Origin of the sequence: Sphingopyxis sp. (assembly GCF_035250425.1) — a bacterium.
In the GTDB taxonomy this organism is placed as follows: Bacteria; Pseudomonadota; Alphaproteobacteria; order Sphingomonadales; family Sphingomonadaceae; genus Sphingopyxis.
The window spans coordinates 1-22,631 of record NZ_DATFFD010000278.1 but is presented as its reverse complement, the minus strand read 5'-3'; the positions used below and the strand labels follow the sequence as shown (position 1 = coordinate 22,631).

The following is a 22,631-nucleotide window of genomic DNA, read 5'->3' as shown; positions in this document are numbered from 1 at the left end:
TAATTTGCACCGTCGCCATCCTCTAAAGCTCGGTTCCTGACAAGGATCATTGAATGACGCTGCCGGATCGCGATTGGAAACGAAATAAAAGCTACTCCCAGTGGGTGCGCGACGCACTTGCGCGCGCGCGTGGTAGCGGCGCCGCCGTGTCGACGCTGTTCGACAGCTCGGTGCCCGAGCCTCGTGACTTGCTGCGCGATCTGATCGTCGATGCCGTCGAGCCGGGCTTCAGCGATCATTTCAAAAGTGCCTTCGGTGACGGCAATCCCGACGTCCTGCGGATGCTCGGCGAAAGCTATGGCATCGCCGCCGACCGGGTTCTGTCGACGAGCGGGGCGACCAGCGGTCTCTCGCTCGTTTATCGCGCCGTGGCCCGGCCGGACGACGAGATATTGTTCGAGGCACCTGGGTTTGACCTGTTCGCGGATCTCGCGATCAGCCAAGGGCTCCGCGCTACGCCATTCGCACGCCGGGGAGAGCGGTTCGCGCCCGACCTCGAAGAGATCGAGGGGCTGATCGGCCCGAAGACGCGGCTGATCGTCATTTCGAATCTGCATAATCCCTCGGGCATGGAAATTCCCCACGCGACGATGCTCGAACTCGCGACCTTGGCCGAACGCAAGCAGATCCATGTCGTGGTTGACGAAGTCTATGGCGATTATGCCGACCCGTCGGTGCGTCCGATGGCCGCGGTGAATATTTCGCCGTGGTTCATCAGCGTTTCGAGCCTGACCAAGATATACGGTCTGGCGATCCTGCGCTGCGGCTGGATCGCTGGCAGCGCGGAGGTTGTTGGCGCCTGCCGCGCGCTGAACGCCCGCGTCGAATTCAGCGTCTCGACCCTGACCCACGCGCTCGGAGCTCATGTGCTCGCGAAGCGCAGCCGGTTCGATGCCTATTCCGCGGCCGTGATCGCCGAGACCCGCCCGGTGTTCGATCATTGGGTTGACGACCTACGGGAGGAGGGGCTGATCGCAGGCGAACTCCCCGACTATGGTTGTATCTGCTTCCCGCGTCTCCCGGCGATCGCGGACACGGAGGCGTTCAGCGAATGGCTATGCGGGCGCAGCGGCGTCCTCGTCGCCCCCGGCGAGTGCTTCGGCGCTCCTGGACATATCCGGATCGGCTTCGCGCAGCCGATGGCAACGCTTCAGCGCAGTCTCGATGCGCTCGCCGACGGAATTCGGGAATATTCGCGCTCGATGCCGAGCGGGGCAATTTTGCGGGCAACGCGCTGAAGGCAGAATTTTTATGCCGAACCGGCCGGGAATGGCCGGCATTCGCATAAATATGGCTCTTCGATGAGCCTAAACCGACAAGTGCCTCACAAACGGGGTGTTGAGCAGGAGGGCATATCTTCGACCCATAAATGGGCGGTGGCTGTGCAATTACCTTCAATGACCGGTCCTTTGGAACCGCCGGTCAGGGGCTGGGGACTAGGGAGACAGTAATGCGGAATGATTTGTACAAGCGGTTTGCGATCTCGACGGCGCTCTGCGCGCTGATGGCATCGGGCACGGCGGCGGCGCAGGAAGCGGATACCGCTGCTCCGGCGAATGACACCGAAATCGTCGTAACCGCGCAGAAGCGCTCGGAACGTCTGCTCGATGTTCCCGTCGCCATTTCGGCGGTGAGCTCGGAGACGCTGACGACGCAGGCCTTCAATCGCATCTCGGACTATTTCGACCGCGTGCCGGGCCTCCAATATTCGGGCCAGCGCGTGTCCTCGCTCTCGCTTCGCGGCGTGACCACGGGCGGCGCGAACAGCCCGACACTCGCGATCCTTGTCGACGACGTCCAGTTCGGCGGCACCACCGGCGGCGGCCAGCCGCCGATCCCGGATTTCGACGCCAGTGCGGTCAGCCGCATCGAGGTGCTTCGCGGCCCGCAGGGCACGCTCTATGGAGCGTCGAGCCTCGGCGGCCTGATCAAATATGTTCTGAAGGAACCCGACACCCGCGATTTCTCGGGGCGCATCGAACTCGCCGGCACGAGCATCGACGGCGGCAGCGAAGGCTGGGCCGCGCGCGGCTCGATCAACATCCCGATCACCGATCGGCTCGCGGTGCTCGGCAGCGGCTTCTACCGTGACGACGCCCGGTTCCTCGACAATATCAATCCCGCAGCGCTCAAGTCGAAGAATGTCAACGAGCGCGAGGCCTGGGGCTTCCGCGGTGCGGTGCTCTTCGAGCCAACGGACAATCTGAAATTCCTCTTCTCGGCGCTGAACCAGACCGTCGACGCCATCAACAGCGATCTTGCGGTTACATCCGGTGGCGTCCGCCTCACCAGCTCGACGAATTTCACGCCGCTGTTCGGCGACCTGACCCTGAATTCGCTCGACTCATACAACCATTCCAAATTTCAACTCTATTCGGCGCGCGGCGAATGGGACATGGGCGGCGCTACGCTGACCTCGGTCAGTGCGTGGAGCCGCGCCGACAACGTCATCTCGAGCGACGTTACGGGAGTGTTCCTCAACCTGTTCCGCCTGCCGTTCTCCTACGGCCCGACCGTGGCGCCGGCCGATGCGACCGTGGTCATCGACAACGCGGACTACACACATAAATTCTCGGAGGAACTTCGCCTCGCGGGCGAAGGCGACACGTTCGACTGGCTGATCGGCGGCTTCTACACGATCGAACATGTCGGCACCGACCAGACGCTGCGTCTTAACAGCGCCAGCGGCTCGCAGATCGCGGTGCCTTACGCCGGCCTTGGCCCGTCGAGCTACCGCGAAAAGTCGATTTTCGCGGACCTCACTTACCATGTCACCGACAAGTTCGACATTCAGGTGGGCGGGCGTTACGCCTCGAACAAGCAGAAGTCGTCGCTCGTCTTCAACAACGACGCGCCGGCGATCCCGCTTTTTGGCCCCAACGGGATCCAGTCGCAGGACTCGAAGGACAATGCCTTCACCTGGCTGATTTCGCCGAGCTACAAAATCGGCCCGGACATGATGATCTATGCGCGCGCCGCGACCGGTTACCGTCCGGGTGGTCCGAACATCGAACAGACGGGGCCGCAAAGCTTTGGTCCGGACCGCGTCACCAACTATGAGCTTGGTTTCAAGGGCCGGGTCGTTCCGGGTGTCCTCACGATCGATACCTCGATCTTCCAGATCGACTGGAAGAATATCCAGCTCCAGGGCACGGCCCCGTCCCAACTGACCTTCCGCACCAACGGCGGGAAGGCCCGCAGCCGCGGTATCGAATTTTCGGCTACCGTGACGCCGTGGGAGGGGATGACCATCGCCGGCAATATGGCGATCACCGACGCCGAACTCACCGAGGCGCTCCCTGCCATCGAGAACGGATTGCGTGCCGCGGACGGGGCCGCGCTGCCCTACACCAGCAAGTTCAACGCGAACCTGTCGGTGGACCAGACGTTTGAGCTCGCATCGAACCTTGAGGGTTCGGTCGGCGCGAGCTTCACGCGCGTCGGCGACCGTCCGGGCGCATTCCTGTCGGTCAACGGCACGGGTCCGCGTCTCGAACTTCCGGGCTATTCGGTGTTCGATCTGCGCGCCGGGCTGACGCTGGACGAAGTCTGGTCGGCGACCGCTTTCATCCGCAACCTCGGCGATCGGCGAGGGATCACGCTCGCGGACGATCGCAACGGTACCAACATCACGACCGCGCTCTACATTCAGCCTCGGACCTTCGGTCTGACGCTGGCGCGCAGCTTCTAATCCGCTGGAGGCGAGCGGCAGCGCTTTCCCGGGCTGCCGTTCGCTTCGGCGGTTTCACGAGGACCCGCAATGGAAGGGTTTTGGATATGAAGTTGCGTTTGCTCGCCACGACGATGATTGCCGCCGCGCTGCTGGCGCCCCAGCTTGGCCGGGCCGAGCCGGCCCCGGTGACCGAAACGGCTCGGGAAGTCCCTTTCCAGCCGGCGGTTACGCGGCACCAGGGCAAGTTCGGCGGGGTGAACATCCGGTATACCGCCACGGTCGAGGCCGTTCCGGTCCGCACCGAGCCGGAAGGCAGCAGCGCCGACGTTGTTGGATTTTCCTACACACGCGACGATGTCAAATTGCCGAACCGGCCCGTCATGTTCCTGTTCAATGGCGGCCCGATCACCCCCTCGCCCTATCTGCACATCGGAGGTCTCGGCCCCAAGCGCATTGCCTTTCCCGATGATGTGAAGGCCGATCCTTCCACGTTCAAGCTCGTCGACAACGCATATTCGCCGCTCGACAGCGTCGATCTCGTATTCGTCGATCCGGCGGGTACGGGCTTCAGCCGCGTTTCGGGAGGCACCGAGGAAGCCGCCTTTTTTTCGAACAAGACCGATGCCAGGCAATTTTCGGCCTATATTCGGGCCTGGCTGAAAAAGAACGGCCGCGAAGGTGCGCCCGTCTATATCCTCGGCGAGAGTTATGGCACGCATCGCGCGGCCGCGATCGCCGACGAATTGTCGCAGGGGGCATCGCCTCTGCCGCTTGCCGGGATATTCCTGTACGGTCAGGCGGTAAATGTGATCGAATGGCCCCAGCGCCCGGCGAATATCACCAGCTATGTCGCTTCGCTGCCGACCATCGCCGCGATCGGCTGGTATCACCGGAAGGTCGATCGCCGCGGCCTGTCGCTGGAAGCCTTCACGGCCGAAGCGGCGAAATACGCCAAGGGAGAGTATCTCACCGCGCTTTACCGCGGCAGCGACCTTCCCGACGCGGAGCGCCGCATCGTGGCGGCGCGGCTTGAGGCCTTCAGCGGAATTCCTGCCCATTGGTATCTCGAGAATGGGCTGAAAATCACCAAGGAGCGCTACCGGGTCGAGCTGTTCAAGAACGAGAAGCTCGTATTGGGGCGCTCGGATGCACGTTATGCTGCGCCGATCACCGACAAGGGCGGCGCGGTCGATCCGTCGGACGTTCTGCCTGACGCGATCGCGAAATTCTTCCAGACCTATATGCGCGACACGCTCAAGGTGACCCGCACGGAAACCTATCGCTACGATTCTCCCGTTCCGGGCATCGACGCCTGGAGCTGGGGGACTCCCAACCTCGGGCCGTTCGGCGACTTTCCCTATTATGAGGGCATCTCGAAGGTGATGCGGCTGAACCCGGGCTTCAAGCTGATGATCGGAAACGGCTATTACGACACGCAGACGACGCTTGGCGGCGCGGAGTTGCTCGCGACCCAGTCGGGCTGGGATCCCGCTCGCGTCTCGCTCCGCTTCTACGATGGCGGCCATATGGGCTATTCGGTCGATGCGACCGCGCGCAAGATCGGCGAGGATATACGCGCCTTCGTGCGATAGGAGACGGACCGCGCGCCGGCTCCTTTTCGCCAGCGCGCGATCTGCTTAATCATAATATGGCGTCGATGCGCCGGGCGAGGTGGAGGTCGCGATCCGAGACGCCGTTCGCGTCATGGGTCGTCAGCCAGATGTCGAGCCGGTTGTAGACATTACTCCACTCGGGGTGGTGATCCGCCTTCTCGGCCTCGATGCCGATGCGGACCATGAGGCCCATCGCTTCACCGAAATCCTCGAGAACAAGGCTCCGAAACAGCGCGCGGCGCTTGGCGTCGTAGCGCCAGGCGGGAAGGTTCTGCAGCGCCGCTTCGAGCGCGTTGGGCGCGAGTGCGCGGGCAGGGGAGGGCTCACCCATTGTTTGTTACCGGAACGAGCGCGCCATTGATCGCGCGCGCGCTGCTTCCGGCAAGAAAGGCGATGACGTCGGCGATTGCATCGGGGCTGGTCCAGTCGGCGGGATCGGCGTCGGGCATGTCGGCCCGGTTACGCGCTGTGTCGATGATCGCCGGTGCCACCGCGTTGACGCGAATCTTCCGGCCCTTCAGCTCCTCTGAAAGCGCCTCGACGATCCGCGCGACACCCGCCTTCGCCGCCCCGTAAGGCGCCATTCCGGCTCGCGCGGGCTGCGCCCCGGCTGCGCCCACGCACACGATCGACCCGCCGGCGCAAATATGCGGCGTTGCGGCGTGGATCGCGTTGAGCGTCGTGCCGATGTTGACGGCATGCAGCGCGGACCAGTCTTCGAGGGTCGAGTCCATGACCGGGATCCAGTTGAAGCCGCCGACGAGATGGACGAGCGCGCCGATCTTGCCATGTGTCGCCACCTGGTCGGCAATCGCAGCGCGTGCCCGATGCGGGTCGCCGAGGTCGACGCCGATCGTCCGGACGGTCGGCACGCCGTCGACGGGACCTTCCGCTTGGTCGATCGCGGTAATGCTATGGCCAAGGCGCGCGAAGGCCGCAACGACCGCACGGCCGAGCTCGCCGGCCGCGCCGGTTATGATGACATGCATGGATTTTCCTTGATCAGCGGAGCGGTGACTGCCTGCCGTGCTGGGCGGGGTTGCTCATACCGCCGGCACGACCACCGCGTTGCACAGGCCGAGGCCGATCGGCACGAAGCCGGGCGCCGAGGCGGCGGCTTTCAGGATGATCTCGTCGCCGTCTTCCACGAAGCAGCGTTCCTCGCCGTTCGGCAGGACGATCGGTGCCTTCCCGCCTTCGGATATCTCGAGGAGGCTGCCGAAGCCCGAGCGATCGGGCGCCGAGATGGTTCCTGTCCCGAGGAGATCGCCGGGCGAGAGGTTGCAGCCGTTCGATGCATGATGCGTGAGGATCTGGCCCACGGTCCAGTACATGTTCGTCGCCGGTCCGGTACTGAGCCGAAAGGGCGCATCGCCGGTTTCGCGCATCTTCGCGGTAGAGAGATAGACCTCGAGCGTGATGGCGAAGGCGCCGTGCGCCTGGTCCGCATCGTCGAGCAAATAGGGAAGCGGAGCCGGGTCGCCCGCGGGCCGCGCCGGCTGCGCGACGCGGAAGGGGGCGAGCGCTTCGGCGGTCACGATCCAGGGTGAGATCGTCGAATGGAAATTCTTGGCAAGAAAGGGACCCAGCGGCTGATATTCCCATGCCTGGAAATCGCGCGCCGACCAGTCGTTCAGCAGGCAAAGGCCGGCGAAATGTTTCGCGGCGTTGGCGATTTCGACCGTTTCGCCGAGCGCGTTGCCCGCGCCTACCCAGACGCCGAGTTCGAGTTCATAGTCGAGGCGCGCGGTTGGTTCGTAGGATGGGGTCTCCCGGTCGGGCAGCTTGCGCTGGCCCTTGGGCCGGCGAACCGCGACGCCGCTCGCACGGATCGACGAGGCGCGGCCGTGATAGCCGATGGGCACATATTTATAATTTGGCAGGAGCGGATTGTCGGGGCGGAACTGCCGGCCGACATTGTTCGCATGGTGGATGCCGACATAGAAGTCCGTGTAATCGCCGATGCGCGCGGGAACATGCAACTCGCAGTCGCGTGCGGCGAACAGCTTGTTCTCCACGACATTTCGGAAATCGGCGTCCGACAACAGCTCGCTGATCCGTCGCCGCAGGCCTCGCTTTTGCGCGGCCGGCAGGCCGAGAAGCGCATTGAGAGCCGGTTCGCGGCAGGCGTCGGCGACGATGCCGCCGAGCAGCCCCGCATGGGCGCAAGCGCGAAGGTCCAGGATATGGTCGCCGATCGCGGTGCCGATGCGCGCCTCGCGTCCGGCCGGCGCGAAAAGACCGAGCGGAAGATTCTGGACCGGAAAGGCCTCATGGCCATTCGCGCTCGCTACCCAGCTCTTGCGCGCCGGATCGTGCGTCTCGTCGGTCGTCCACCAGTTCATTGCGCCGAAGCCATTGCGGCCAGCGGTTTGGAAGCTCGTGCAGTCATTCTATCCCTCTTGGCGACGGTTCAAAGATGCGGCGCCAGCGCGGCGACGAAGGCAGGGACGGTCTCGCGCGTCAGGCCCGCGATGTTGATGCGTCCATTTCCGGCCATGTAGATGCCGTGGCTCTCGCGAAGGTCGACGACCGCCTCGGGCGTGATCGGCAGCATCGCGAACATGCCGCGCTGCCCGGCGATGGGCGCGAGCGCGGGGTGCGCCGCGCCGAGCGCCGCGCGTAGCGCATTGATGCGCGAGCGCATCGCATCGAGTTCGGCCTCCCATTCGGCGCGAAGCGCGCTATTTTCGAGGATCACGCGCACCACGGCGGCACCATGATCGGGCGGCATCGACCAGATGCTGCGCGCGAGCGAAAGCATATTGGCGCGCGCGCGCTCGGTGATCGGCGCGCTCGCGGCCTGGACCCACAGCGCACCGACGCGTTCGCGGTAGAGGCCGAAATTCTTGTCACAGCTATAGGCGAGGATCGCCGTCGGAAGCCGGTCGAAGATCATGCGCGTCGTCGCGGCATCTTCCTCGAGCCCGTCGCCGAGCCCCTGGTAGGCGAGGTCGATGAAGGGAAGCAGCCCCCGCGCGTCGCATAGCGCCGCGATCGACGCCCATTGTGCAGCGGTCAGGCCCGCGCCGGTCGGATTGTGACAGCAGCCATGGAGCAGGAGAATATCGCCGGGGCGGGCCTCGCCAAGGTCGGTCATCATCGCGTCGAAGTCGATGGATGCGCTCGCCGGATCGAAAAAGCGATGCGTCCGGGTCGCAAGGCCGGCCTCGGCGAAGATCGGCCCGTGATTGGGCCAGGTCGGCGTGCCGATCCAGACCACCGCCTCGCTATTGGCGCGGGCGAGCAGTTCGGCGCCGAGGCGTAGCGCGCCGGTGCCGCCGGGCGTCTGCACACCGGTGATGCGCTCGCTGCTGGCTAGCGCGCCGAACACGGTCCGGCCGAGAAGCTCGGTATAGCCGGTGTCGCCCTCGGCGCCGAGATAGGATTTGCTGTGCTGCGTCTCGAAGAGGAGCGCTTCCGCCGCCTTGACCGCGCGCATGACCGGCGTGCGGCCGGCATCGTCGCGAAAGACGCCGACGCCGACGTCGATCTTGCCGGGGCGCGTGTCGGCGCGATGGAGAGCGATGAGGCCGAGCAGCGCGTCGGCGGGCTGGGCGGCGAGCAGGGAAAGCGGAAGCGGCGCCTCGATTGCGGTTTCGAGAATATCGCTCATGCTGCAAGCTCCTTTGCCCGGGCGTAAGCCTGCGTGCCGCGCGTGAAGACCCGGTCTTCCGGAAGGATGGTCTCGACCTCGAGGTCGCTCTCGGTTTCGAGCTCGCGGTAGAGCGGCGCGAAGTCGGTCTCGACGGTCTGCTTCAGCAGATCCTCGAAGCTGTCGATCACGAAGTAGGTCTGCTGATAATCGTCGATGCGATATTTGGTGCGCATCAGCCGCTTGAGGTCGAAGCCGATCCGGTTCGGCGACGCATCGTCGAGCGCGAAGACCGACTCGCTGTAGGATGAGACGATGCCGGCACCGTAAAGTTTGAGCTCGTTCTTCTGCCGGATAAGGCCGAACTCGACCGTGTACCAATAGAGCCGCGCGAGGTGGTCGATCGCACCCATGCCGTCGGCGCGCAGGCCGCCCTCGCCATAGGCCTGCATATAGTCGGCGAACACGGGGTTCGCGAGCAGCGGTACATGGCCGAAGACATCGTGGAAGATGTCGGGCTCCTGCAGATAGTCGATCTGCTCGGGCGTGCGGATGAAACGCCCTGCCACAAAGCGGCGATTGGCGAGATGCTCGAAGAAGAGGCGGTCGGGCACCAGCCCCGGAACGGCGACGACCTGCCAGCCCGTCGCCTTCATCAGGCGCTCGTTAAGTTCGTCGAAATCGGGAATCCCGGGCTTGGTCATCCGCAATATGTCGAGGCCGTCGAGAAACTCGGGCGCGACCCGGCCGGGAAGCATCTTGGCCTGCCGCTCGAAGAGATCGTCCCACATCGCATGTTCCGCGGGCGTGTAGGCGCCCCACTCCTGCGGAATGGTCCAGTCTTCGGCCGCACCTTCGGGGCGGATGAGTGTATCTTGTGCCATGCAACATATTTTGCACATTTTCGGTGAAAAATAGTTTCAATCTTCCGAAGAAACGGCCAATCCGCGAAATGGATCAGTCAATATATCGGAAGGATTGAAACGGATGCGTCAATTGGACGAGATCGACCGCCGAATCATCGCCGCGCTGCAGCAGGACGGCGCGATCACGCACACCGAACTGGCCGACCGCGTCGGCGCGTCGAGTGCTTCCTGCTGGCGCCGGATCAAGGTGCTCGAAAATGCCGGAATCTTGATGGCGACCGTGCGGCTCGTCGATCCCGCAAAGATCGGTCGCGGGGTGAACGTTCTGTGCAATATTCGAATGCACAGCCATGCGCGCGATGCGCGCGCCGCCTTCGAGAGTTTTGTGCAGACCCGCCCCGAAATCATCGAATGCTTCTCGATGTCGGGCGAGTGGGATTATCTGCTCCGCATCGCTGTCGCCGACGTCGCCGACTATAACGAGTTTCTGATGGATATATTGCTGTCGCACGCTTCGGTGGCGGGCGCGGCATCGCACTTCGCACTTTCGCTCACAAAATATACGACCGCGCTGCCGGTATAAGTGCGATTACCGGGGGAAAGCGCCCCTTGTGTCGTTTAATGCCGAAAAGAGGCCGGTCGATGCGGCCTTCCCGGTAAAGTCTCACGGCGCGCGACGAAGTCTGCCGTCAGACGCATGCGGATTGCATCGATTGGCCGGATTGCACCCAAGTCGATGTGGGCCCAGGCGAGCTCCAGTTTCTGCGGATTTGTGTGTTGCGCGCGACATCGGGCAAACTAATAGTGGCACGAGTTACTTAAAGCCCATCTCGGAAGATTACCCCGCCAAATGTTCGACGCCATCGATCCATCCTCATCCGATGGCCCCACCGAAAGAGCTTCCGGTCAGATCGACCGGTCGCTTGCATGCTTCCTGCTGCTCGCGAAGTTCCTGGGCGTCCCGGCCGATGCGGGTCAGATCGCGCACGACCGCGGAAGGGGCGACGAGCCCTTTCAGCTGGAAGACCTGGCCCGCATTGCCAAACGGATCGGCTTGACGGCCCGCGTCCGTCAGGTGGCGCTACCCGACATAGCGAAATTGCCGCTGCCGGCTTTGGCGGAAACCGCCGATGGCGATGCGGTCATCCTGCTCAAGGTCGAAGATGCCAGCCTGAACCCGCGTTACCTGGTCCAGCGCGGCGACGCCGAACGACCCGAAATATGGAGCCACTCCGAGGCGACCGAGCGTCTGTCGGGACGCGTGCTCCTGATGACGAGCCGCGAGAAGATGGTCGGCGATACGCGGCCCTTCGACATCGCCTGGTTCATTCCCGCGCTCGTGCGTTATCGTGGACCGCTCCGCGACGTCCTGATCGCGTCCTTCTTTCTCCAGCTGATGGGACTGGTTTCTCCGATCTTCTTCCAGCTGGTGATCGACAAGGTGCTCGTGCATCAGTCGATGACGACGCTCGACGTACTGGCATTCGGCCTTGCTGCGGTGCTCCTTTTCGAAACCTTGATGTCTGGCCTGCGCAACTGGCTTTTCGCGCACACGGCCAACCGCGTCGACAGCGAGCTGTCGGCGCGCATGTTCCGTCATCTCCTCAACCTGCCGCTCTCTTATTTCGAGGCGCGACGCGTTGGCGACAGCATCGCACGCGTGCGCGAGCTCGAGAGTATCCGCGAATTCCTGACCTCGAACGCGGTGACGGTCGTGATCGATCTGTTTTTCACCATCGTTTTCTTCGCGGTCATGTATCTTTACTCGCCGCTGCTGACGCTGATCGTGCTGCTGTCGATACCCTGCTATATATTGATCTCGGTGCTGATCTCGCCGGGGTTACGCACGAAGCTCGAGGAAAAATTCCAGCGCGGCGCCGAAAACCAGTCTTTCCTTGTCGAGAGCGTGACGGGTATCGGCACGCTGAAAGCCATGGCGGTCGAACCGCAGATGCGCGACCGCTGGGAAAAGCTGTTCGCGGGCTATACGAACACCGGCTTCGACGTCGCGAAGCTCGCCAATTGGGGCAGCCACCTGATCCAGCTCGTGTCGAAGCTGACGACGGTCGCGATCCTCTATTTCGGAGCCAAGGCGGTGATTGCGGGCGACCTGACCGTCGGTTCGCTCGTCGCCTTCAACATGTTGTCGGGGCGTGTCGCCGCGCCGATCCTACGCCTGTCGCAGCTGTGGCAGGATTTCCAGCAGGTGCGCATTTCGGTCGAGCGGCTGGGCGATGTGCTCAATTCGCCCGCCGAGCCCGAATATAACCCGAACCGTGCCAGCCTGCCCCCGATCAACGGCGCGATCCGTTTCGACAAGGTGCGTTTTCGCTATCGCGCCGACGCGCCCGAGGCATTGCGCGGGGTCAGTCTCGACGTCGCGGCGGGCGAAATGCTCGGCATCGTCGGCCCGTCGGGCTCGGGCAAGTCGACGCTCACCAAGCTCGTCCAGCGTCTCTACGTCCCCGAACAGGGGCGCGTGCTCGTCGACGGGGTCGACCTCGCGCTGGTCGATCCGCCATGGCTGCGGCGGCAGGTCGGCGTGGTGCTGCAGGAGAATATCCTCTTCAACCGCACGGTGCGCGAGAATATCGCGCTCGGCGATCCGACGCGGCCGATGGATGCGGTGATCGAGGCGGCAAAGCTCGCGGGCGCACATGAGTTCATCCTCGAGCTCAACCACGGCTATGATACGGTGATCGACGAACGCGGCGGCAATCTGTCGGGCGGGCAGCGCCAGCGCATGGCGATCGCCCGCGCGCTGATCAACGATCCGCGCATCCTGATCCTCGACGAGGCGACCTCGGCGCTCGATGCCGAGAGCGAGGAGATCATCCAGCATAATCTTGCGCGCATCGCCACGGGGCGGACGGTCATCATCATCGCGCACCGCCTGTCCGCCGTGCGCCAGTGCCACCGTATCATCACCGTCGAGGCGGGCGAGGTTACCGAGACGGGAACCCATTCCGAACTGCTCCGCGCGGGCGGGCGCTATGCACAGCTCCACGCCAAGCAGATGGGCACCGCTGCATGAGCTGGCGCGAACGCCTGTCGCAGCGCTTTCCGAATATGGCTCGGCACGGGGCGATCCTGCGCGAAAGCTGGCGCCGCCAGGACGAGGCCGACCGGCTGGCGCGGCCCCGCAGCGACCATGAATTCATGCCCGCGGCGCTCGAGATCATGGAAAAGCCGCCGAGCCCGGGGCTGCGCTGGCTGATGCTGTCGCTATGCGGGCTGCTGGTCGTCGCGCTCGTCTGGTCGGTCATCGGGCGGGTCGATGTCGTCGCGACCGCGAGCGGCAAGGTGGTGCCTGTGGGCAACGTCAAGCTAATCCAGCCGATCGAGATCGGCTATGTGCGCGCGATTCATGTGAAGAATGGGCAGCATGTCGAGGCGGGACAACTGCTTGTCGAGCTCGATCCCACGCTTGCGGGCGCCGAGGCCGAACAGGCGAGCAAGGGACTGCTGGGCGCCGAGGTCGACGCCGCGCGCAACGCCGCGCTGCTCGGGCATCTCGGCGGCCGCGCCGCGCGCTTCACGGCGCCTGCGGGCACGTCATCCGAGATCGCCTCGACGCAGTCGCAATATGTCCGTTCGGCGATCGCCGAATATGAGGGCGAACGCGCGAGCCTGATGCAACAGCGCGCCGAAAATGCCGCCGAACTGGCGAGTGTCGGCGCCGAGATCGCCAAGCTCGAACAGACGCTGCCGATCGTCGACCAGCAGCTCGCGGCACGGCGCGAGCTGTCGGACAAGGGTTATTTCTCAAAGATCCGGCTGCTCGAATATGAGCAGCTGAAGATCGAGCATGTTCAGAATATCGCGGTGCAAAAGGCGAATGCGGCGCGTGCCCGCGCGACGATCGCCAATATCGACGCGCAGCTTGCGCGCCTGCGCGGCAGCTTCGGTAAAACGGCAGCCACCGAACTTGCCGAAAGCCAGCAGCAATCCAGCCTCGCGCGCGAGGAGGTGACCAAGTCGGAACGCCGGCAGGCATTCATGCAGCTCCGCGCCCCGGTATCGGGGACGGTCCAGCAGCTTGCCATCTCGACCGTCGGCGGGGTCGTGCAGCCCGCGCAGACGCTGATGATCGTCGTGCCCGACGATGCCACCCCGGTGGTCGAGGCGCGTATCCTCAACAAGGACATCGGCTTCGTCCGCGAAGGCCAGCCGGTTCGGGTGAAGCTCGAGGCCTATCCGTTCACCGATTATGGCATTGTGCCGGGCGTCGTCGAAAGCATCAGCCGCGACGCGGTCGATACGAGCGAGCCTGGCGCCGCGGAGGAACGCGACCGCAACGGCCGCGTCGTCCAGCCGGGCCTGATCTATACGACACGTATCCGCCTGCTGAAGCGCAGCATCCGCGTCGCCGGGCGCGACCAACCGATCGGGCCGGGACTTGCCGTGCAGGCCGAGATCAAAACCAGCGAGCGGCGGATCATCGAGTTTCTGCTGTCGCCCATCGCGCAGGCACTCGATGAGGCGGGTCGAGAGCGGTGAGGCGAGTCGGCCTGTCGTTCGGTGCCCCGGGCGAGAGGCGTCAGAGCAAGGTTCAGAATGGGTCAGAAACCATAGCCGCTCCGTGCACGCCAAGCCATTTCTGCCTCGCAATTGTACGGAAACGCCAAAAGCGCCGAACTGGATTGTTTTTCAGTTGAGTTTTCGAAAAATGTTGCAATCGTTCAATGCATTACCGGGAGGGGCGCATTGACAGAATGTCCAGAATCGATGGTGCTGAGGACGTTGAGCGGTACGCGTTGGGCGGGTTTGTCCAGCATATCGCTGACGGGGCCGGTTGGCCGGGGCAGCGGTGAGGCAACGGCGCGCAGTCGCGCAATTGCTGCGCCTGTCATTTTAGTATCTCGAAAAATTCCGGCCATCAGTATGGAGTTCGATAGATGAGCCGCGATCTTTTTTTGCCTGTTCTCGCGTTGGATGCCTTAGCCGAAGTCAAGGTTGAAGACGGTCGTGATAACTTCAACGGGAAAATGATGATTGCGCGGCGAAATTTTTGTTTGATGCTAGCCGGCGGCGGAATGGCAAGCCTGTTATCTGCGTGTAGCCCGAGCGGTAAAGAGCGTCGCTATAAGATGACCGTAGAGGTGGAAACCCCTGTCGGCCTACGGGTGGGAAGTGCCGTGCGCGGTGTTGTTCCCGTCGATCACGGTAGCCCCGGCATCATTCCCTTAGAGAGAGGCCAAGCATCGTTGACTTTCAGAGGGGAGGCGGTTGCGGTCGATCTGCCTGAAAATCAGACTCTATTTGCGCTACTGAGCGGTAACGATGGTGACCCAGACTATGCAAAGCAACTTCCGGGTCGTGCGCTCGGCTCTCGCCTGCTGGGGGAGGAAGAAACTCCCATGCAATGGCGGCGGAGCGCTGAGATCTGGCCGAGCCCAATTAAGACAGTGGGCCTTCAGAATACGGACCCGAGACCGATTCTAGTCCATTTCAAAAATCCAGCAGACCCGACAAGCGCGGAGGCGGTTCATTTCGATAATCTTCCTGGCGTATTTGGACCAGGATATCGACTTCGCCGCATATCAATATCGCTGTCGAGCGATGAGATTACAACGGGGATCGAAAAAAGACTTCCGTGGCTTCCAAAATACTATGGAAGAAAATTCGATGGTGAAAGATTTAATAGTGGTCGATCTTTAGCTAACATGCTCAGTTCAGGATCTTTCAGCGCAAATAATGGATTGAGTCCTTTTGAGAGGCAAGATTGATGGGGTGAAGGATGGCCTCAGCGATGCCAGGGTCGGAACGCTCAGACCGCGTGATAAACCGTACAAGGCGATCGAGCGCCGGCCTGCCCCGTTGGATCGGAAATGGCGACCGCGTCCCGTTAGTGCATTCGCGCCGCTGCAGATTCGGTTTTGGCGCGTAATGTTTTCATGATATTTTGGCGCTGCTGTTTCTGGTCACCTTTGGGGAAGGGGATTGAGATGCTTGGTCCGTTCAAAACGGCGGCAATATTGGGGATCGGGATTTCGCTGACGAGCTTTGCGCCGCCGCCGACTTTCGCGGCGGCTGCCCTCGACGCGCTCGACCCGAGCCGTCTTGCGACGCTGCTCTGCGGAGGCAGGCGCGCCGGTTCGTCCTTGGCCCAGAATCTCCTGGTCGCGGCGGCGTTTGCGGCGCCGGCGAGCGAGGGCAGGCCGATACCGCTCTTTGCGGACCTCGCCGCCTCGCCGTTTCCGGTCTCGACCGACCAGGATCAGGCCCGGCGCTATTTTAGCCAGGGGCTGCTCCTGACCTATGGCTTCAACCATGCGGGCGCGGTGCGTTCCTTTCGCGAGGCGCAGCGGCTCGACCGCGATTGCGCGATGTGCTGGTGGGGCGAGGCCGTCGCGCTCGGTCCGAACATCAATGCGCCGATGGACGAGCGCGACCGTGAGGCGGCGCTCAATGCGATGGACCGCGCGATGGCGCTGCGAAGCACCGCAACGCCGATGGAGCGCGCGCTGATCGAGGCCGTCGCGAAGCGATATTCGCGCGACCCGGGAAGCGACCGCGCCGCGCTCGATGCCAGCTACGCCGATGCGATGCTCGATGTCGCGCGCCGGTTTCCGGGGGATGACGATGTGGCGGTGCTCACCGCCGAGGCGGTGATGGGCACGAGCCCGTGGAATTATTGGGAGGCCGACAAGAAGACATCGGTCGGCCGGAGCGGCGAGGCGGTGCGGCTTGTCGAGACGGTGCTGAAGCGCAATCCCGGCCATGTCCAGGCGAACCATCTCTATATCCATCTGGTGGAAGCGAGCGACCCGCAGCGTGCCGAGGCGGCCGCCGACCGGCTGGCGAGCCCGTCGGCGCCGAGCGCCGCGCATCTCGTCCACATGCCCGGGCATATCTATCAGCTGCGCGGCCGCCACGCCGATTCGATCCGCGTCAACATCGCCGCCGCGCGCGCGGACGAGGAGTTCATCCGCAGCGCGGGCGACAACGGGCTCGTGCGCTATGGCTATTATCCGCACAATATCCACTTCATCGTGACGTCGGCGCAAATGGCGGGCGATATGGGCACCGCCATTCGCGAGGCGCAGCGGCTCCGCACCGTACTCGATCCCAAAACCTCGGCGCAAATCGCGTGGATCCAGTCGATCGATGCCGCGCCCTATTTTGCGATGGCACAATTCGCCGGTCCGAACGCCATATTGGCGATGCCCGCGCCCGACCCGAGCCTCGCCTATCCGACCGCGATGCGGCATTTCGCCCGCAGTATCGCCTATGCCGGACTTCGCAACCGCAAGGCATTCGATCGCGAACTGGCGGCGATGACCCGGATACGGACGTCGGATGCGATGAAGGCGATGATCGAACAGGGCGTGCCGGCGGGGGATTTGGTCTCGCTGGCCGAGCTGGTGGCGCGCGGCCGGTTCGCAAGCGCGCAGGGCCGCACCGACGAAGCGATCGGCTTCTACCGTCAGGCGATCGCGATCGAGGCCCGCATTCCCTATCAGGAGCCGCCCTATTGGTATTATCCGGTGAAGCAGTCGCTGGGCGCGGCGCTGTTCCGGGCGCGGCGCTATGGCGAGGCGAGCGAGGCCTTCCGCGCCGCGCTGGCGCAGACGCCGAACAACGGCTGGGCGCTTTACGGGCTTGGCCGCAGCGAGGCCGCGCAGGGGAACCGGCTGGAGGCCGCGGCCGCCGACAAGGCCTTGTCGAAGGCATGGATCGGCGACAAGGCTTGGCTCCGCATGGATCGATTATAGGTCGGCGCCGGTAAATGCGGGGACGGCCCGCTGCCTAATCCTGACCCAGCGGCAGTTCGGTCGTCGCCTTGATTTCGGACAGCGCCACCGTCGAATTGATTTCCTGTATCCCCGGCAATTTGCTCAGCTGGTCGAAGAAGAAGCGTTCATAGGCGTCGATGTCCTTCGCGACGATCCGCAGCATGAAATCGGTCGTGCCCATCAGCACATAGGCGTCGAGCACCTCGGGGAACCCCCGGATCGCGGCGCTGAATTCGTCGAGGTTGGCGCGGCCGTGGGCGTTGAGCTTGACCTGTGCGAACACATGCGCGTTGAGCCCGACCTTGCGCCGGTCGATGATCGCGACGCGCTTCTTGATGAAGCCCTCGCGTTCGAGCCGGTCGATGCGGCGCCAGCATGGCGACACCGACAGCCCGACGCGCTCGGCGATCTCGGCCGTCGTTTGATTCGCGTCGCGCTGCAATTCGCGGAGAATCTTTATCTCGAATGGATCAGGATCGGTCATTTTTTCCGTATATGACAATTTTTTGGATCATAACATGCAAAAACAGACGTGGACGGCCGATAATCGATCAAGAATGCCCAAGGCGGAAATGCGACAAGGCACGCTCAATCAAAGGAGTATGTTTCATGGTCGTCCGCCTTGCCCGTCTGGCCCCGCCGCTCGAATGCGTGCGGCTCTATGATCTCGAAGCGGGGCTCGACGGTTTCATTGCGATCCACTCGACCGCATTGGGGCCGGGGGCGGGGGGGTGCCGCCTGTGGTCCTACCCCGACATGAAGCACGCGCTGGGCGATGCCGTGCGGCTTGCCGAAGGCATGAGCTACAAGAATGCGCTCGCCGGGCTGCCGCTCGGCGGCGCGAAGGCGGTGCTGCGGCGTCCAGAAGGCGAGTTCGACCGCGTGGCCCTGTTCCGCGCCTTCGGCCGCGCGGTCGAAAATCTGGGCGGGATGTACGTCACCGCCGAGGATGTCGGCACATCGGTCGAGGACATGCAGGAGGTCGCCTCGGTCTCGCGCCATGTCGCCGGGCTGCCCGCGGTCGCCGGGCGCGCAGGCGGCGACCCGTCGCCGTGGACCGCCAGGGGCGTGTTCGAATCGATGCAGGTCGCGGCCGAGTTCGCGCTGGGGCGCGATCTGGCCGGGCTGACGGTGGCGGTGCAGGGCACGGGCAACGTCGGCGCCGACCTGTGCCGCCGCCTCGCCGACGCGGGTGCGCGGCTGGTGATCGCCGACGTCAATCCGGCGCGCCGCGACCGGTTGCAGGCGGTGCATGGCGCCGAGGTCGTCGACGTGTCCGAGATCGCGTCGGTCGAGGCCGACATCTTCGCGCCCTGCGCGCTCGGCGGCGCGCTCGATCGCGAAACGGTCGCCAGGCTGAAGGCGAAGCTCGTCTGCGGCGCCGCGAACAACCAGCTTGCGACCCCCGACGTCGCCGCAATGCTGCTCGAGCGCGGCATCGCCTATGCGCCCGACTATGTCGTCAACGCCGGCGGGATCATCAACGTGGCGGCCGAATATCTGGGCGAGGACGAAAGCGACGTGAAGCTTCGCGTCGCCGAGATCGCGCCGCGCGTCGGTGCGCTGTTGGAGCGTGCAGCGCGCGAAGGCCGCTCGCCCGCGCTGGTCGCCGACGAAATGGCCGAAGAGGTGATCGCGGGCGCGCAGCGCGAGGCCGCCTGATGCATCGCTTCCGGGTCGACGCGATCCTCGATCCGCAATCGCTGCCGCGCGTCGCCAATTATTTCGCGCAGCGGTCGATCGTGCCGAGCGCGATGGCGATGCAGGTTCTGCCGACGCATATGCGGATCGAAGTGACGGTCGCGGGGCTTCCGACCGGACAGGCGGCGATCATCGCGGCGAAGCTGGGCGAAGTTGTCGCCGTTACGGGGTCGGAACTGGAAGAGTTTGTCGCCGCACCGGCCTGACGGTCCATGACGGCCCGTAGCGAAGGGAGCCAAGCTCAGCTACGGGCCGCAACAGTATCTCTACTGCTTTGGTAGAGTGACATCGGGGCGATGGCTTGGCTAGACAGGGTGCGTTCGAAACAGCGCAGCAACCACTCGATTCATCGCCCGAAATGCCACCGCAGCAAAAGACCAGAACCGGACTCATCATCCGCCATGTTCCGCACGAAGGGATCGCCGGATATCGCGAGCCGATCGAGGCCGCGGGATATGCGCTGGCGCGTATCGATGTCGCCGACCCGGATTTCGGTGCGGTCGACCTCGGCGAGCCCGACCTGCTCATCATGATGGGCGGACCGATGGGGGTTTACGAGCAGGACGCGCATCCGTGGATCGCCTGTCAGCTCCGGCGGCTGGCACGCCGGCTCGACACGGGGCGGCCGACGCTCGGCGTGTGCTTCGGCGCGCAGATGATCGCCGCGGCGATGGGCGCGCGCGTGTATCCGGGGCCGGCGAAGGAGGTCGGGTTCCACCCGCTGAGCCTTGTCGACACGGCCTCGCCGCTGCGACATCTGGCTGATGTGCCCGTGCTCCATTGGCACGGCGACACCTTCGACCTTCCCGATGATGTCGAATTGCTGGCGTCGACGCCCGCCTATCCGCATCAGGCATTCCGCCGCGGCAACAACATATTGGCGCTGCAGTTTCACGGCGAAATGGGGCTCGATCCGCGGTTCGACGAATGGCTGCGCCAATGGCCCGATGCGCTGGCCGAAACCGGCGGGAGCGTCGAGGGCATGCGCGATCTGCACAGCCGGCATGGTCCACCCGCCGTTGTCGCGGGGCGCGCGATGATCGCCGAATGGCTCGCCGGGCTGACGGACTGAACGGCGTTCGCCGACCTTCAAGATTTTCTTTCGCGATGGCGAGGCGGCGGCGGCTTGCCTCGCCCGCGGACGCGTGCGAGGGGCACCGGCGAGCAGTCGGAGACGAAGACGATGCAGTTCGACGTGGTGATAGTGGGCGCGGGTCATGGCGGGGCGCAGGTGGCGATCATGCTGCGCACGCAGAAATTTGCAGGGACCATCGCGATCATCGGCGACGAGCCCGAGCTTCCCTACGAACGCCCGCCGCTGTCGAAAGAATATTTCGCGGGCGAGAAGGAATTCGAACGCATCCAGCTGCGTCCCGCCAAATATTGGGATGAGCGCGAAGTCACGATGCTGCTCGGCCAGCGCGTCGCGCGCGTCGATCCGGCCGCCCACACCGTCACCACCGATGGCGGCGAGACGATCGGCTATGGCAAGCTCGTCTGGGCGACCGGCGGCCAACCGCGCATGTTGCCGGTCCCGGGCGGCGACCTTCCCGGCGTGCAGGGCGTGCGCACGCGCGCCGATGCCGATGCGATGAAGGCTGCATCCGAGACCGCGCGCCAGATCGTCGTCATTGGCGGCGGCTATATCGGCCTCGAAGCCGCGGCGGTGCTCAACAAGGCGGGCAAGAAAGTCGTGCTCCTCGAAGCACTCGACCGCGTGCTCGCGCGCGTCGCGGGCGAAGACCTGTCGCGTTTCTACGAGAAGGAGCACCGCGACCACGGCGTCGACCTCAGGCTCGGCGTCTGCGTCGATGCGATCGAAGGCGATACCCGCGTCACCGGCGTCCGCCTGTCCGGCGGCGAGGTCATCCCCGCCGATCTCGTCATCGTCGGCATCGGCATCGTGCCCGCGGTCGAACCTTTGATCGCCGCGGGTGCGGACTGTGCCAACGGCGTGCGCGTCGACCGCCTCTGCAAGACGAGCCTGCCCGACATTTATGCGATCGGCGACTGCGCGGCGCATGCGAACGACTTCGCCGAGGGCGCCGAAATCCGGCTTGAATCGGTGCAGAACGCCAATGACCAGGCGAATGTCGTCGCGAAGGGCATCGTCGGCGACGAAGCGCCTTACCATGCGATCCCCTGGTTCTGGTCGAACCAGTACGACCTCAAGCTCCAGACCGCGGGGCTGTCAACCGGGCACGACCAAGCGGTACTGCGCGGCGATCCCGCGAACCGCAGCTTCTCGGTCGTCTACCTCAAGGCGGGCCGGGTGATCGCGATCGACTGCGTCAACAGGGCCAAGGATTATGTTCAGGGCCGGATGATCGTGACTGCGGGGCTTCGGGCGACGGCCGAACAGCTCGCCGACACCGAAACCCCGTTGAAGGCGCTGCTGCCCGCCTGACCGCTACCAGCGGATCGTTACACCCACTGTGCCGCCGTAGCGCCGGCTGCGCGGGCCGTCGGCGTCGAAGCCATAGTCGCCCTTCACATGCACCGCGACGCTTGTCCCGATGCGCGCGATAACCCCGGCGCCAACCTCGGCCTCGGTCCGGCCCAGGTCGGTTCGGATCGGGTCGGTGCCGAAACGCGTCGTCTGGTCGCCCGACAGGCCGTGCCACAGGCTGGCGTGGAGATAGGGCTGGAAGTCGCCATATTCGCCCTGCAAGCGCAGGCCGACGCGCCCGGTGAGCGAATCGCCCGCGGCGAAATCGATCGCCGAGAAGGCATCCGCCTGATCGTCGATCTTGATCCGCTGCCACACGATCTGCGCCTGCGGCTCGAGCGTCCAGCGGCCCGAGAGCGCTAGCGGATAGCCGGCTTCGAGCGACGCGGCCCAACCCTTGCCATCGACGTCGATCGCCTCGCCGCTACTCGCGGCAGCATTGCCGTCGAACCAGCTGTGCATGACGACCGCGTCGACATACCAGCCGCTTGTCCCGACCAGGGTCGCATAGCCCGCCAGGCTCGTCGCTTTGACGTCGATCTGGCCGACCGTCAGGTCGTTCCAGCCGATCGCGCTGCCGCGGACGGTGCCGTCGGTCGACGACCGCCCGACGAAGGCGCCAAGGCGGATGTTGGTTCCGCCCTCTTCGCCCCAGCCGGCGAAATCCTGGCCGATCTGGAAGCCGGAGAGGTCGCCGTCGAGCGAGGGGGCGACGTCGCCGTCCCATTTGATATCGCTATCCTCGGCGAAGACGCGGCCCCATGTCGACGGGAGCGTCCCGCCACCGCGCAGCAGCGCCTGTTCGCCGCGGCGTTCGTGGAAGGTGCCGAGCGTCGCGGCAGCAAGAAGATGCGCGGCCGGCACCGCCGCGACAAAGGCGGGCACTTCGGGCCGATAGAGCGGCACGGCTTCGCCGGGCTCGGCGACGGCCGGGGTCGCGCCCGGCGTCGGCGGCGGGGCTTCGACCTCGGGATCGGGCGAGGGGAGCGGTGCCG

Annotated in this window: 19 protein-coding genes; 12 read left to right on the top strand and 7 right to left on the bottom strand. The window is 64.5% G+C overall.

Going from position 1 to position 22,631, the window contains the following annotated elements:
* The first annotated feature begins 104 nt into the window (after positions 1-104).
* The 3 genes from VJ811_RS16910 to VJ811_RS16900 all read left to right on the top strand — a co-directional run bounded on the left by VJ811_RS16910 (position 105) and on the right by VJ811_RS16900 (position 5,265).
* Positions 105-1,238: a pyridoxal phosphate-dependent aminotransferase gene (locus VJ811_RS16910; RefSeq protein WP_324074531.1), complete on the top strand. Its 1,134-nt coding sequence runs from the start codon at positions 105-107 to the stop codon at positions 1,236-1,238.
* Positions 1,239-1,450: 212 nt separating this feature from the next.
* Positions 1,451-3,691 (top strand): TonB-dependent receptor, encoded by a 2,241-nt coding sequence (locus VJ811_RS16905; protein ID WP_324074527.1) that lies wholly within the window; start codon positions 1,451-1,453, stop codon positions 3,689-3,691.
* Between the two features lie 86 nt (positions 3,692-3,777).
* Positions 3,778-5,265, top strand: a complete 1,488-nt coding sequence (locus tag VJ811_RS16900) for a S10 family peptidase (protein WP_324074525.1) — start codon at positions 3,778-3,780, stop codon at positions 5,263-5,265.
* Between the two features lie 49 nt (positions 5,266-5,314).
* Here the strand turns inward: VJ811_RS16900 and VJ811_RS16895 are convergent, their stop codons facing one another.
* The 5 genes from VJ811_RS16895 to phhA form a co-directional block, all read right to left on the bottom strand.
* A complete protein-coding gene (locus tag VJ811_RS16895) occupies positions 5,315-5,617 on the bottom strand; it encodes a 4a-hydroxytetrahydrobiopterin dehydratase (protein ID WP_324074523.1) in 303 nt (100 codons plus the stop codon).
* A complete protein-coding gene (locus VJ811_RS16890) occupies positions 5,610-6,275 on the bottom strand; it encodes an SDR family oxidoreductase (RefSeq protein ID WP_324074522.1) in 666 nt (221 codons plus the stop codon). The genes VJ811_RS16895 and VJ811_RS16890 overlap by 8 nt, the downstream gene beginning before the upstream one ends.
* Before the next feature lie 54 nt (positions 6,276-6,329).
* Positions 6,330-7,631 (bottom strand): fumarylacetoacetase, encoded by a 1,302-nt coding sequence (gene fahA / locus VJ811_RS16885; protein ID WP_324074520.1) that lies wholly within the window; start codon positions 7,629-7,631, stop codon positions 6,330-6,332.
* Between the two features lie 68 nt (positions 7,632-7,699).
* Positions 7,700-8,902, bottom strand: coding sequence for an amino acid aminotransferase (locus tag VJ811_RS16880; RefSeq protein ID WP_324074518.1), 1,203 nt, complete (start codon positions 8,900-8,902; stop codon positions 7,700-7,702).
* Positions 8,899-9,765, bottom strand: coding sequence for a phenylalanine 4-monooxygenase (gene phhA / locus VJ811_RS16875; RefSeq protein ID WP_324074516.1), 867 nt, complete (start codon positions 9,763-9,765; stop codon positions 8,899-8,901). The genes VJ811_RS16880 and phhA overlap by 4 nt, the downstream gene beginning before the upstream one ends.
* A 94-nt stretch (positions 9,766-9,859) precedes the next feature.
* On the opposite strand from phhA, the gene VJ811_RS16870 reads away from it, so the two are divergent.
* The 5 genes from VJ811_RS16870 (at position 9,860) to VJ811_RS16850 (ending at position 17,465) form a co-directional block, all read left to right on the top strand.
* Entirely contained in the window at positions 9,860-10,330 is a 471-nt protein-coding gene (locus tag VJ811_RS16870) for an Lrp/AsnC family transcriptional regulator (protein WP_414711968.1), read from the top strand.
* A gap of 267 nt (positions 10,331-10,597) precedes the next feature.
* Positions 10,598-12,781, top strand: a complete 2,184-nt coding sequence (locus VJ811_RS16865) for a type I secretion system permease/ATPase (RefSeq protein WP_324074512.1) — start codon at positions 10,598-10,600, stop codon at positions 12,779-12,781.
* On the top strand, positions 12,778-14,247 hold the full coding sequence (locus VJ811_RS16860; RefSeq protein ID WP_324074509.1) for an HlyD family type I secretion periplasmic adaptor subunit: 1,470 nt from the start codon (positions 12,778-12,780) through the stop codon (positions 14,245-14,247). Before VJ811_RS16865 ends, VJ811_RS16860 begins: the two co-directional genes overlap by 4 nt.
* 398 nt (positions 14,248-14,645) lie before the next feature.
* Positions 14,646-15,476, top strand: a complete 831-nt coding sequence (locus VJ811_RS16855) for a hypothetical protein (RefSeq protein ID WP_324074507.1) — start codon at positions 14,646-14,648, stop codon at positions 15,474-15,476.
* 219 nt (positions 15,477-15,695) lie between these two features.
* Positions 15,696-17,465, top strand: a complete 1,770-nt coding sequence (locus VJ811_RS16850) for a hypothetical protein (RefSeq protein ID WP_324074505.1) — start codon at positions 15,696-15,698, stop codon at positions 17,463-17,465.
* A gap of 34 nt (positions 17,466-17,499) precedes the next feature.
* Here VJ811_RS16850 and VJ811_RS16845 read toward each other — a convergent pair whose 3' ends face one another.
* The gene (locus tag VJ811_RS16845; protein WP_324074502.1) at positions 17,500-17,970 is read right to left on the bottom strand and encodes an Lrp/AsnC family transcriptional regulator; all 471 of its coding nucleotides are present in this window, start codon (positions 17,968-17,970) and stop codon (positions 17,500-17,502) included.
* A 125-nt stretch (positions 17,971-18,095) separates the two neighbouring features.
* Here VJ811_RS16845 and VJ811_RS16840 point away from each other — a divergent pair, with 125 nt between their 5' ends.
* From VJ811_RS16840 to VJ811_RS16825, 4 genes are all read left to right on the top strand, one after another.
* On the top strand, positions 18,096-19,148 hold the full coding sequence (locus VJ811_RS16840; RefSeq protein WP_324074501.1) for a Leu/Phe/Val dehydrogenase: 1,053 nt from the start codon (positions 18,096-18,098) through the stop codon (positions 19,146-19,148).
* Entirely contained in the window at positions 19,148-19,393 is a 246-nt protein-coding gene (locus VJ811_RS16835; protein WP_324074499.1) for a hypothetical protein, read from the top strand. Before VJ811_RS16840 ends, VJ811_RS16835 begins: the two co-directional genes overlap by 1 nt.
* Positions 19,394-19,545: 152 nt before the next feature.
* The gene (locus VJ811_RS16830) at positions 19,546-20,259 is read left to right on the top strand and encodes a glutamine amidotransferase (protein WP_324074565.1); all 714 of its coding nucleotides are present in this window, start codon (positions 19,546-19,548) and stop codon (positions 20,257-20,259) included.
* A gap of 111 nt (positions 20,260-20,370) precedes the next feature.
* Positions 20,371-21,594, top strand: coding sequence for an NAD(P)/FAD-dependent oxidoreductase (locus tag VJ811_RS16825; protein WP_324074564.1), 1,224 nt, complete (start codon positions 20,371-20,373; stop codon positions 21,592-21,594).
* Between the two features lie 3 nt (positions 21,595-21,597).
* Here the strand turns inward: VJ811_RS16825 and VJ811_RS16820 are convergent.
* Positions 21,598-22,631 (bottom strand): autotransporter outer membrane beta-barrel domain-containing protein (locus VJ811_RS16820; RefSeq protein WP_324074497.1); only part of this gene is annotated, 1,034 nt, incomplete at its 5' end.

Coding starts and splice junctions, on each gene's coding strand:
- VJ811_RS16855 (WP_324074507.1), top strand. CDS start 14,646: ATGAGCCGCGATCTTTTTTTGCCTGTTCTCGCGTTGGATGCCTTAGCC.
- VJ811_RS16895 (WP_324074523.1), bottom strand. CDS start 5,617: ATGGGTGAGCCCTCCCCTGCCCGCGCACTCGCGCCCAACGCGCTCGAA.
- VJ811_RS16900 (WP_324074525.1), top strand. CDS start 3,778: ATGAAGTTGCGTTTGCTCGCCACGACGATGATTGCCGCCGCGCTGCTG.
- phhA (WP_324074516.1), bottom strand. CDS start 9,765: ATGGCACAAGATACACTCATCCGCCCCGAAGGTGCGGCCGAAGACTGG.
- VJ811_RS16880 (WP_324074518.1), bottom strand. CDS start 8,902: ATGAGCGATATTCTCGAAACCGCAATCGAGGCGCCGCTTCCGCTTTCC.
- VJ811_RS16845 (WP_324074502.1), bottom strand. CDS start 17,970: ATGACCGATCCTGATCCATTCGAGATAAAGATTCTCCGCGAATTGCAG.
- VJ811_RS16860 (WP_324074509.1), top strand. CDS start 12,778: ATGAGCTGGCGCGAACGCCTGTCGCAGCGCTTTCCGAATATGGCTCGG.
- VJ811_RS16905 (WP_324074527.1), top strand. CDS start 1,451: ATGCGGAATGATTTGTACAAGCGGTTTGCGATCTCGACGGCGCTCTGC.
- VJ811_RS16865 (WP_324074512.1), top strand. CDS start 10,598: ATGTTCGACGCCATCGATCCATCCTCATCCGATGGCCCCACCGAAAGA.
- fahA (WP_324074520.1), bottom strand. CDS start 7,631: ATGAACTGGTGGACGACCGACGAGACGCACGATCCGGCGCGCAAGAGC.
- VJ811_RS16890 (WP_324074522.1), bottom strand. CDS start 6,275: ATGCATGTCATCATAACCGGCGCGGCCGGCGAGCTCGGCCGTGCGGTC.
- VJ811_RS16825 (WP_324074564.1), top strand. CDS start 20,371: ATGCAGTTCGACGTGGTGATAGTGGGCGCGGGTCATGGCGGGGCGCAG.
- VJ811_RS16840 (WP_324074501.1), top strand. CDS start 18,096: ATGGTCGTCCGCCTTGCCCGTCTGGCCCCGCCGCTCGAATGCGTGCGG.
- VJ811_RS16835 (WP_324074499.1), top strand. CDS start 19,148: ATGCATCGCTTCCGGGTCGACGCGATCCTCGATCCGCAATCGCTGCCG.
- VJ811_RS16850 (WP_324074505.1), top strand. CDS start 15,696: ATGCTTGGTCCGTTCAAAACGGCGGCAATATTGGGGATCGGGATTTCG.
- VJ811_RS16830 (WP_324074565.1), top strand. CDS start 19,546: ATGCCACCGCAGCAAAAGACCAGAACCGGACTCATCATCCGCCATGTT.